The organism is Streptomyces diacarni (genome assembly GCF_003323715.1).
Classification (GTDB): domain Bacteria; phylum Actinomycetota; class Actinomycetes; order Streptomycetales; family Streptomycetaceae; genus Streptomyces; species Streptomyces diacarni.
In genome coordinates this window covers 26878-39510 of the sequence record NZ_QOIN01000024.1, presented here as the reverse complement: position 1 = coordinate 39510, position 12633 = coordinate 26878, and the positions used below count along the sequence as shown (strand labels likewise).

The window sequence follows — 12633 nt, the reverse complement described above, 5'->3', positions numbered from 1 at the left end:
AACGAGCAGAAACTTCGCGACTACCTCAAGCGGGCAACGGTCGACCTGCGGGAGAGCCGGCAGCGTGTGGAGGAGCTGGAGGAGCGTGCGCACGAGCCGATCGCGATCGTGGGCATGGCATGCCGGCTCCCGGGCGGCATCGCCTCCCCGGACGACCTGTGGGAACTGCTGAGCGCCGAACGCGACGCGGTCGGTCCCTTCCCGGAGGGCCGCGGGTGGGACCTGGAAAACCTGTACCACCCGGACCCCGACCACCTGGGGACCTCGTACACCCGCGAAGGCGGCTTTCTGCACGAGGCGGACCAGTTCGACGCCGAGTTCTTCGGCATCAGTCCGCGCGAGGCGGCGGCGATGGACCCCCAGCAGCGGCTGCTGCTGGAAACGGCGTGGGAGGCCGTCGAGCACGCGGGCATCGACCCGACCGCGCTGCGGGGCTCCCGTACCGGGGTGTACGCGGGCGTCATGTACGACGACTACGGCTCCCGGATTCCCGAGGCGCCCGAGGACTTCGAGGGCTACCTGCTGACCGGAAGCGCGGGCAGCATCGCGTCGGGTCGTCTGGCCTATACCTTCGGTCTTGAGGGACCCGCGGTGACGATCGACACCGCGTGTTCGTCCTCGCTGGTCGCACTGCATCTTGCCGCTCGGTCGCTGCGGCAGGGTGAGTGTGCGATGGCGCTCGCCGGCGGTGTGACGGTGATGGCGTCACCGGGCACGTTCGTGGAGTTCTCCCGGCAGCGCGGCTTGTCCCCGGACGGGCGGTGCAAGGCGTTCTCGTCGTCGGCGGACGGCACGGGCTGGGCCGAGGGCGTGGGCGTGCTGGTGCTGGAGCGGCTGTCGGACGCGGAGCGCAGCGGGCATCGGGTGCTGGCGGTGATGCGTGGTTCCGCGGTGAATCAGGACGGTGCGAGCAGCCAGCTGACCGCGCCGAACGGGCCGTCGCAGGAGCGGGTCATCCGGGCTGCGCTGGCTGACGCGCGGGTGCCGGCGTCCGAGGTGGATGCCGTGGAGGCGCACGGTACGGGGACGCGGCTGGGCGATCCGATCGAGGCGCAGGCGCTGCTGTCCGCCTACGGCCAGGCCCGCGGGGAGGACAACCCGTTGTGGCTGGGTTCCGTCAAGTCGAACATTGGTCACACGCAGGCCGCGGCGGGTGTCGTGGGCGTGATCAAGATGGTGATGGCGCTCCGCGAGGGGGTGATGCCCTCGACTTTGCACGTGGACGAGCCGACCTCCGAGGTCGACTGGTCGGCGGGCACCGTGCGGCTGCTGACGCGGGCTCAGCAGTGGCCAACACTCGATCGTCCGCGTCGGACGGGTGTGTCGTCCTTCGGGATCAGTGGGACCAACGCCCACGTGATCCTGGAAGAGGTGCCGCGCGACCGTGCTGCCGATCCGGCGACGGGACCGGACGCTGCCGCACAGCAGTCGCAGTCGGGCTCATCGACCCCGCCGGCACCGTGGTTGCTCTCGGCCAAGTCGGAGGCCGCGCTACGGGCACAGGCGAGCCGGCTGCTGGACTGGCTCGCCGACCACCCCGAGGCCGACGACACCGATGTCGCTGCCGCGTTGACCACTGCGCGCGCGCAGCTGGGCAGGCGCGGCGCGGTGCTCGGCGCCGACCGGGACGGTCTGCGCGCGGGCCTCACGGCGCTGGCCGCGGGTTCGGATTCCCCGCACGTGGTCTCGGGTACCGCCACCAGCGGCGAGACGGCCTTCCTGTTCACCGGCCAGGGCGCGCAGCGTATCGGGATGGGAGCTGGGCTGGCTGCCGCCTTCCCCGTGTTCGCCGCTGCCCTCGACGAGGTGTGCGCGGAATTCGACGCCCTGCTGGGGGTGTCGCTGCGCGAGGTCATGTTCGATGGGATGGGTGGCGGCCGGAGCGGCGGTGGCGACACCGAGGGCATGGCCCCGCTCGACCGGACGGAATGCACGCAGCCCGCCCTGTTCGCGTTCGAGGTGGCGCTGTATCGCCTCTTGGAGTCGTTCGGTGTGACCCCGGACGTGGTGGTCGGGCACTCGATCGGTGAGCTGGCCGCGGCGTATGCGGCCGGGGTGTGGTCCTTGTCGGACGCGTGCCGGCTCGTGGCCGCCCGTGGCCGGTTGATGGGCGCGCTGCCGGCCGGGGGAGCGATGCTCGCCGCCGCGGTGCCGCAGGAGAGGGCGCAGGAGCTGCTCGCGGCCGGGGCCGTCTCGCTGGCCGCTGTGAACGCCCCCGACGCGGTGGTCTTCTCGGGCGAGACGGCGGCGATCGCCGCGCTGGAGGACCGGCTGGCGGACGAGAGGGTGAAAACGACCCGGCTGACGGTCAGTCACGCCTTCCATTCGGCGTTGATGGAGCCGATGCTCGCCGAGTACGAGCAGGTCGCCGGATCGGTCGAGTACCGGGCGCCGCGCATCAGCGTGTGCTCCACGGTGTCCGGTGCGCCGGCCGGTCCCGAACTGCTGACGCCGCAGTATTGGGTGCGGCAGGTGCGCGAGGCCGTGCGGTTCTCCCCGGCGGTGCAGTCACTCGCCGACGCCGGCGTGCGCCGCTTCGTCGAGGTGGGTCCCGACGCGGCGCTGGCGGCGATGACCCGCCGGACCCTGACCGACGAGGTGGCGTCCCGCGCGCTGGTCGCCGCGGCGTCACGGCGCGGCGTCGACGAGGTCGACCAGTTCCTGCGGTTGCTCGCCGCCGCCCATTGCTCGGGCGTGGGCGTCGACTGGGCGCCGCTGACACCGGGCAGGCCGGCCGCCCACCTCGACCTGCCGGTCTACGCTTTCCAGCATCGCCGTTACTGGGTGCAGCCCGACGACGGCGCGCTCGGTGACATGGGCCGCGCTGGTCTGACCGCGCTCGATCATCCGATGCTGCGCGTCGCCGCGCCGCTTGCCGGCCGCGACGAATGGCTGTTCAGCGGCCGGCTTTCCACCACCGACCAGCCGTGGATCGCCGACCACACGGCCTTCGGAACGATGCTGCTGCCCGGCACCGGGTTCGTGGATCTCGCGTTGGCCGCGGGCAGCCGCCTGGAACTGCCCGTCGTGGACGAACTCGTCCTGGCGGCGCCGCTGCTGTTCGACGGTTCCACGGCCGTGGACGTGCAGCTCTCGGTGGCCGAGCCCGACCACACCGGCCGCCGACGCCTGTCGATCCACTCGCGTGCCGTCACCGGCACCGCCGGGACCCAGCCGGCCGAGCCGGACTGGACACTGCACGCTACCGGCACCCTCGCCCCCGCCGACGGCGTGACACCGGCCTGGACCGACGCCGACTGGCCGCCGGCCGACGGCACGCCGATCCACGGAACGCGGCTGTACGACCGGCTCGCCGACCTGGGATTCGGCTACGGCGCGAGCTTCCAAGCCGTGCACGCCGCCTGGACCGGTGGTGACGAGGTGTTCGCCGAGGTGACCCTGGACGAGACGGCAGCGGGCCGGGCGGCGGACTTCGGGGTGCATCCGGCGCTACTGGACGCGACCTTCCACGCTGTCATCGACGCGCTCGCCGAGGACCTGCCCGAGGGCAGGCTGCCGCTTCCGTTCACCTTCGGCGGCGTGCGTGTCTTCCGGTACGGCGCCACCGCGGTCCGCGCCCGCATCACGCGTTCGGGCCCCGAGAAGGTGCGCATCGACGCCTGCGACGCCACCGGCGCCGCGGTGCTGTCGATCGACTCCGTGCTCGCCCGCCCCGCGGCCGCCAGCGCTCTGGCCGGTGCCCGCAGCCCGCTCTATGCTCTCGACTGGACGGCGGTGACGGCGCCTGCGGTGTCGGACCGGCAACTGGTCGCACTGGGTCGACCCGTCGCAGGTTGCGCCGAGACGTTCGAGGATGTCGCGGCCTTCGCGGCAGGCGGGGGCCACACGGGCGCGGCTGTTCTCTGGTCGCCCGAAACGGCGTCGGCGGACGACGACGTCCCCGCGACCATCCGTACCGCCGTACACGACGCCCTCGCGGTGCTGCGCGACTGGCTCGCCGAACCGGGCTGCGCCGACTCGACACTGATCGTGCTGACGCGCAATGGAGCCGGCCTGCCCGGCGAGAGGCCGGACCTCGCGGCAGCGGCCGTCCGCGGCCTGGTACGCAGTGCGCAATCGGAGTACCCGGGGCGCATCGTGAACGTCGACCTCGACGACGGCGACCTCGCGGACCCGCACCAGCGGATCGCCGCCGCAGCCGCCACGGACGAACCACAGCTCGCGATCCGCGACGGCGCCACCGTGGCACCCCGGCTGACGCGTGCGACCACCGCCGAACCGACCGGCGAGCCCTTCGGCGACGGCACCGTCCTGATCACCGGCGGCGCAGGCGGACTGGCCGCCGTCACCGCACGTCATCTGGTCACCCGGCACGGGGTACGCAGACTGCTGCTCGCCTCGCGCCGCGGCCCCGCCGCGACGGGCGTCGCCGACCTGGTCACCGAGCTGACCGAGCTGGGCGCCGACGTACGCGTCGCCGCGTGCGATGTCGGCGACCGCGCCGCGGTCGCGGCGCTGCTGGAATCCGTACCGGCGCACGAACCGGTGACCGCCGTCGTGCACACCGCGGGCGTGGCCGACGACGGCACCATCGACACCCTGACCGCGGAGCAGGTGGACCGGGTGCTCGCCCCGAAGGCCGATGCCGCCTGGCATCTGCACGAGCTCACCCGCGACATGGACCTGTCGGCGTTCGTGCTGTTCTCCTCCGCCGGGCCGCTGCTCGGCGGGCAGGGCCAGGGCAACTACGCCGCCGCGAACGCGGCGATGGACGCACTCGCCCAGGCGCGCCGCAGCGCCGGTCTGCCCGCGCACTCGCTGGCCTGGGGGCTGTGGAAGCGCGGCATGGCCGAGGCGTTGAACGACTCGGGCGGCGAACATCTGGCGCGTCAGATCCGCGCGCGCCTCGGGCTGTCCCCGATCGAGCCGGACACCGGCATGCAGATGCTCGACGACGCGTTGAGCACCGGCGAACCGATGCTGATGACCGCGCTGCTCGACACACCCGCCCTCACCGCGCTGGGCCGGCTCGGCACGCTGCCCGCGGTGCTGCGCGGCCTGATGCACATACCGTCGCGAGGCCGGGTCGCCGACAGCCCGTTGCGCCGACGGCTGCTCGACGCCCCCACCGATCAGTGGGAGGCGCTGATCCGCAATGAGGTCCGCGCGATCGCTGCCGCGGTCCTCGGCCACGAGTCGGCCGACGCCATCGACCCCGAAACACCGTTCACGGAGCTGGGCTTCGACTCGCTCGGCGGAGTCGAGTTCCGCAACAAGGCGACCGCCGCCACAGGCGTTCAGCTTCCCTCCACGCTGGTATTCGACTATCCAACCGCCGCCGCTGTGGCGGGCTTCCTGCGTACCCGGGTCGACGGAGAGGAGCAGGCGCGCCCGCGCCCGGCCTCGACCAGGGCCAAAGCCACGGCCGACGAGCCGATCGCGATCGTCGGCATGAGCTGCCGGTATCCCGGCGGCGTCGAGAATCCCGACCAGCTGTGGGAACTGCTCGCCGGGCGCGTCGACGCGATCACCCCGATCCCGGGCGACCGCGGCTGGGACCTCGACAACCTGTACGACACCGAACGCGGCAAACCCGGCAAGATCTACACCCGGGAAGGCGGGTTCCTGCATGCCGCGGGTGACTTCGATGCCGCCTTCTTCGGCATCGGACCCCGCGAGGCAGCGGCGATGGACCCGCAGCAGCGGCTGCTGCTCGAGGCGTCCTGGGAAGCGCTCGAAGACGCCGGCATCGATCCGACCGCACTGCGGGGCAGCGACACCGGGGTGTACGCGGGCGTCATGTACCAGGACTACGGCTACACGGCGCGCGAGGCCGCCGACGGTGCCGCGGACGGCTACCTGGCGACCGGATCGGCCGGCAGCGTCGTCTCCGGCCGGGTGTCCTACGCCCTCGGTCTGGAAGGCCCCGCGGTGACGGTGGACACGGCGTGTTCGTCGTCGCTGGTGGCCCTGCATCTGGCGGTGCAGGCCCTGCGCGCCGGGGAGGCCTCGCTGGTCCTGGCCAGCGGGGCGACGGTCATGTCGACTCCGCTGCTGTTCCTGGAGTTCTCCCGGCAGCGGGCGCTGTCACCGGACGGGCGCTGCAAGGCGTTCGCGAGTGGCGCGGACGGTGTCTCGTGGGCGGAGGGCGTCGGTGTGCTCGCCCTCGAGCGGCTGTCCGACGCGCAGCGCGACGGGCGTCCGGTGCTGGCCGTGATCCGCGGCAGCGCCGTCAACCAGGACGGTGCGAGCAACGGCTTGACCGCACCGAACGGCCCCTCCCAGGAGCGGGTGATCGCGCAGGCACTGGTCAACGCGGGGGTGGCCGCGGCCGACGTGGACGCGGTGGAGGCGCACGGCACCGGCACCACGCTGGGTGACCCGATCGAGGCGCAGGCACTGATCAACGCCTACGGACAGGAGCGCGCCGAGCCGCTGCGGATCGGGTCGCTCAAGTCGAACATCGGGCACGCGCAGGCCGCGGCCGGTGTCGGCGGTGTGATCAAGATGGTGCAGGCGCTGCGGCAGGAGATGTTGCCGCCCACCTTGCACGTTGACGCGCCGTCGCCGCACGTGGAGTGGTCGCAGGGCGCGGTACGGATCCTGACCGAGGCCGAGCCGTGGCCGGCCGGGAAGCGTCCGCGCCGGGCGGGAGTGTCGTCGTTCGGAATCAGCGGGACCAACGCGCACGTCATCCTCGAAGAGGCGCCCGCGGTCCCGCCGCGGCCGGCCGAGCTGCCGGACCCGGCAGCCCTGCCGCTGCTGCTGTCCGGGCGGACGACCGCCGCGCTGCGGGCGCAGGCGCGCCGGCTGCACGACGCGCTGCGCGCACGTCCCGAGCTGGACCTGACCGACGTCGCGGTGACGCTGGCGCAGCACCGCGCGCAACTCGAGCAGCGTGCCGCCGTCGTGGGCACGGACCGGGAGACGCTGCTGGCGGCCTTGGCGCGCCTGGCAGCCGGCGAGCCGGGACCGGGCCTCGTCGACGGCGTCGGTCGGAGGGGCACGACGGCGTTCCTGTGCACCGGTCAGGGCGCGCAGCGGACCGGGATGGGCGCTGGTCTGTACCGGGAGTTCCCGGCTTTCGCCGCCGCGCTCGACGAGGTGTGCGCGGAATTCGACGCACATCTGGAGCATCCGCTGCGGGAGGTGATGTTCGGCGTGCCGGCCGCCGCGAGCGGCGCGGCCGCCGGGACTCTGCTGGACCGCACCGAGTACGCCCAGCCCGCGCTGTTCGCGTTCGAGGTGGCGATGTACCGCCTTGTCGAGTCGCTGGGCGTAACACCGGATGTGCTGGCCGGGCATTCGATCGGTGAGCTGGCCGCGGCGTATGCGGCCGGGGTGTGGTCCTTGTCGGACGCGTGCCGGCTCGTGGCCGCCCGTGGCCGGTTGATGGGCGCGCTGCCGGCCGGGGGAGCGATGCTCGCCGCCGCGGTGCCGCAGGAGAGGGCGCGGGAACTGAGCGCGGCCGGGGCCGTCTCGCTGGCCGCCGTGAACGCCCCCGATGCGGTGGTCTTCTCCGGAAACACCGAGGCGGTATCGGACCTCGAGTCGCGGCTGGCGGCCGAGGGCGTCAAGACCAGCAGGCTGCGGGTGAGCCACGCGTTCCACTCCGCCTTGATGGATCCGATGCTGGCCGACTTCGCGGAGATCGCCGCGGGCCTGACGTATCACGAGCCGCGCATACCTTTGTGCTCCACGGTCTCCGGCGCCTTCGCCGACGGCGCGGTACTCACGCCCGAGTACTGGGTACGGCAGGTGCGCGAGTCAGTGCGCTTCGCCCCGGCGGTGCAGTCACTGCTCGATTCGGGTGTGGGCCTGTTCGTGGAGCTGGGCCCGGACGCGGTGCTGACGGCCATGACCCGCGCCACTGTGGCGGCAGACCCCGCAGCACGGGCATCGGTGGCCGCGGCATCCCGGCGCACCGTCGCCGAACCCGAGCAGCTGGCCACCGTACTGGCCACCGCGCACTGCGCGGGCCTGCCGGTGCGCTGGGCGGCCTACTTCGGAGCCCGACCGCAGGCCCGTATCGCCCTGCCCACCTACGCCTTCCAGCACGAACACTTCTGGCTGCAGCCCGCGGAGAGCGCGGCGCCGCTCGCCGGCGCCGACTCCGCCGACCATCCGCTGCTGCACGCCCGAGTGCAGCTCGCCGGCAAGGACGAGTGGCTGTTCACCGGCAGGCTCTCGCTGCGCACGCACCCATGGCTCGCCGATCACACCGTCCTCGGCACGGTCGTGATGCCGGGTGCCGGATTCGTGGAACTGGCCCTCGCAGCCGGTGCCCGGCTCGGCGTGCCGCGCCTGGCGGAACTGGAGCTCGCGGCGCCGCTGATGCTTTCGGCCGATGGCGCCGCGGACATGCAGCTCGCCGTGGGCGAACCCGACGCCGACGGGCACCGGACCGTGACCATCCACGCCCGCGCCGCCGACGCCTGGGTGCCGCATGCCCGCGGCCTGCTCACGCCCGCCGCGCCGACCCCGGCACCGGACTGGTCCCAGGCGTGGCCTCCGGCCGCGGGCGACCCGGTCGACGGGCAGCAGGTGTACCGCGCGCTCGGCGACCTCGGCTTCGGGTACGGCCCGGTGTTCCAGGGCGTGCGCGCTGCGTGGACGCGCGGGGAGGAAGTCTTCGTCGACCTGGCGCTCGACACCGACACCGCAGCGCGGGCCACCGCCTTTGGACTGCATCCGGCACTGCTGGACGCGCTCTTCCACGCGGCTGTCGGCCCGCTCGCCGAGGGCGGGCCCGACGGCCGGGTGCCACTGCCTTCCGTCTTCGACGGTGTCCAGCTGGCACAGCCCGGCGTGGATTCCTTGCGCGCCCGCATCGTCCGCACCGCACCGAACACCTTCCGCGTGCAGGCGGTCGACGCGAGCGGCGCCCTCGTGCTGAGCATGGACTCGGTGCGAGTCCGCCCGATCGAGCGGCGGGCGCTGGCCCAGCTGCGCGGCGCGGCACCGCTGTTCGACCTCGAGTGGGTGGCCGTACCCGCCGTCGCCCAGGCGGACCCCGGGCGCATCGTCGTGCTCGGCGACCCGGCGACCGTCGAGGCCCCTGAGCCCCCGGCAAGTTGTGTCGGTCTCGCGGAACTCGCCGCGCTGCAGGATGTTCCCGACACGGTGGTATGGCAGGCGCCCCGCGCAGCCGGTGCCGGCGCGGCGGACATACACGCCGGCGTGCTGCGGACGCTCGCACTGCTGCAGGACTGGATAGCGGCCGGGCACCCCGGCCGGCTCGCGATCGTGACGCGTACGGCCGCCGGACTGCCCGGTGAGGAACCCGATGTGGCCGGAGCCGCCGTGGCGGGCCTGGTGCGCAGCGCACAGTCCGAGCACCCGGGGCGGTTCCTGCTCATCGACCACGACAGCGACGCCCTGCCGATCACGTCGCTCGCCGACGCCGCGGCCCGGGACGAACCGCACCTGGCCGTTCGCGAGGGCCGGCTCCTGGCACCGCGACTGCAGTCGCTGCCCGCCACCGAACCGGACGTGCCCCTGTCGTTCGGCCAGGGCACGGTGCTCATCACCGGCGGCACCGGCGGCATCGGCGCGATCGTCGCCCGGCACCTGGTCGCAGCGCACGGCACACGACGGCTGCTGCTGGCATCGCGGCGCGGTGCCGCCGCCGACGGCGTCGCCGACCTGGTCGCTGAGCTGACCGACCTCGGCGCCCAGGTGCGGGTCGCGGCCTGCGACGTCACCGAACGCGCCGCGGTCCAGGCCCTGCTGGCCGGCATCGACGACGACGCCCCGCTGACTGCCGTCATCCATGCGGCGGGCGTCTTGGACGACGGCACGCTCGACACCCTCACCGCCGACCAGACGACACGGGTGCTGACACCGAAGATCGATGCGGCACTGCACCTGCACGAGCTGACCCGCGGCCTGGACCTGTCGGCGTTCGTGCTGTTCTCGTCCGCGGCGCCGTTGCTCGGCGGACAAGGACAGGGCAACTACGCCGCCGCGAACAGCGCGCTGGACGCGCTGGCACGCGTGCGGCGGTCCGCGGGCCTGCCCGCGCACTCACTGGCCTGGGGACTGTGGACCGTCGGCATGGCAGAGCTCCTCAGCGGGGAGGGCGCCGAGCAGTACGCCCGCCAGATCCGGGCCAGGCTGGGTCTCGTCCCGATCGACTCGGAGTCCGGGATGGCGCTGTTCGACACCGCACTCGCGACCGATCGGGCCACACCCATGACGGCACTGCTGGACACCTCGGCGCTCACCGACCTGGCGCGCGCCGGCACACTGCCCGCAGTACTGCGCGGCATGATCCGGGTTCCCCCGGCTGCCGCGAGCGCCGATGTCAACCTGGCGCGGCAGTTGGCGGCACTGCCCGACGCCGACCGCGACGGTGCGATCCTGCGCGAGGTGCGCAACGTCGCGTCGGCGGTCCTGGGGCATCTGTCCGGCGACGCGATCGACCCGGACGCGCCGTTCACCGAGCTCGGATTCGACTCCCTCGGTGCCGTCGAATTCCGCAACCGGCTCGCACGGCTGACGGAGCTGACGTTGCCGTCGACGCTGGTCTTCGACCACCCGACCGCCACCGATGTGGCGAAACTGGTGCGCTCGCTGATCGAGGAATCCGACACCGGCGTGGTCGAGCAGGCACCTTCCGGCGTGCGCGGCACGATCACCGACCTGGTGTCGGCGGCGCATCGCCGCGGTGAGCTGGCAGGGGCGATGCCCCTGCTGCTCGCGAGCTCGGCCTTGATGGCCACATACCCCGCTGACGAGGCCGCCGCACAGCGCCCGGCAGCGCGGCTCCTGGCGCGCGGCGCCGCGGCACCGGCGCTGATGTGTGTCCCCTCGTTCCTGCCGGGCTCTGGCCCGCACCAGTTCGCCCGCCTGGCCCGCGAACTGGGCGGTGAGCGGCAGGTCAGCGCGTTGCGGCTGCCCGGGACGAGCGCGGGCGACGACCTGCCGGCGACATGGACGGCGGCGATCGGGAGCCTCGCCGCGGCCGTCGCCTCGCAACTCGAACGAGGCCCGGTGGCGCTCATCGGCTATTCGATCGGTGGTGCGCTCGCCCACGCGGTCGCCCGGCGGCTCGAAGACGACGGTTACGACCTCGCGGGTGTCGCGATGATCGACACCTACTCCACGGAAGACGTCGAACTCAACCGCGGCGTACTCACCGACGCGCTGGGGCAGATCCTGTCCAGGGACAATGCACTGACCCCCGTCGACGACCACGGACTGGTCGCCATGGGGGGCTATGCGCAGCTGTATGCGGAGCGCGAGGCCAAGCCGATCGCCGCGCCGACACTGAATCTGCGGGCCACCGTGGCGCTGGGCAGCTTCGGAGACGTCGACCCCGTTCCCGACTGGCAACACCGCGGGCCGAGCGAGCACATCGAGGCAGATCACTTCTCGATCATCGAGGAACAGGCGGCGGAGACCGCCGCGCACCTCGGGCGCTGGCTCGACGCGCTGGGCGGCCATTGATATGCGGACCGTCGGATTCGAGGAAACCCGAGGAAACCCGAGGTAATTCGAGGTAATTCCTAGGAGATTCGAGGAGATTTGATGGAAGGGGGCACATGACAGCGGTCCGCTCCTTCGTCGGTCGGGTTCCGCACGGGCACCGGCGCCCGGGGTGAGAGTCCTGGCCTCTCGGAGCCGTCGAGGCCCCTCGACGGCTCCGAGAGGCCGATGGACAGCGCCGGGTGGAAGGGGCGACATGGACACCGTGGTCGACGTCGTCGAGCGCTCTGTGCATGGGTACGCGGGGCCGGTCCAGAAGCCAGGTGTCCGGCCCGCCGGGGTGGACCGCAAGGTGTCCAGGAAGCAGCCGACGGAGGCGTGCCGCCAACTACTTCCTGATGCGCCGCGGCAGATCCTGTCCGAAGGCCGGACTCCGGTCTCCGGACTCTGCCGATCGCCCGAGCGCGGAACAGCGGGCTTTTCACCTCGAGAAATCCTTCGGAGGCATAAAATTGTTCAGTCGGCAAATATCGGAGAGGCATATAGTGCGCTGGGTCGCAAGTATTTTGGCGAGTAAGTCCAAGGTTGACAGTGTTGTGGAGCTTGCTTATAGTCCACACGTTCCGTGCTCCCGCTGATATTCAAAGGTGGCCATGGCTACGCCTCCCACAGTGTCGAAGTCCAGGCAGCGGTTGATTCTTTCCGTTCTCATGGTGTGTTCGCTGCTTGGTGATCTTTGCCGGGGCTTCGATCTGGGCCGCATACGCAGGCGATGCCGACCAGCTGATTGCCGCCCGGGCCGCGATGGGAGTGGGCACCGCACTGATCACGCCCGCCGGCTTCGCCGTCCTGTTGTGGACCTTCACCGGCCCCACCCGGGCGACCGCAATCGCCATTTCCTCGACCTCCATCGGGGCTGGAATGGCAGCGGGCCCGGTATGGGCAGGACTTTTGCTCAGCCGGCGCCCGGGTATCGGCGGAACAGGCCCGGCGCGCCGCCGCCACAGCCGACCGGTCCGCCCTGGCGCAGTCCGCCGATCACGCGTTCATCCAGGCCGTGCACCTCGGCGTCGTCTGGAGCATGTCCGTCGGACTCTTCGCAACAGCCGTGCCGGCCTACGCCTTGCGTACGGGCGAAAGACCCAAGGGGCCGGCGCGGGAGTCTGAGGACGGTCGGCGGAGTAGCCGCTCTGCGGCGGGACCGGCCCATCGCGCCGGAATCGGGTGACCAACCCACGCATG

Annotated in this window: 1 pseudogene; it reads left to right on the top strand. The window is 72.3% G+C overall.

Annotation, left to right across the window (positions count from 1 at the left end):
- Window positions 1-12: 12 nt before the first annotated feature.
- Window positions 13-11412 (top strand): annotated as a pseudogene (locus DTL70_RS01375) (SDR family NAD(P)-dependent oxidoreductase); the annotation flags it as partial.
- Window positions 11413-12633 lie beyond the last annotated feature (1221 nt).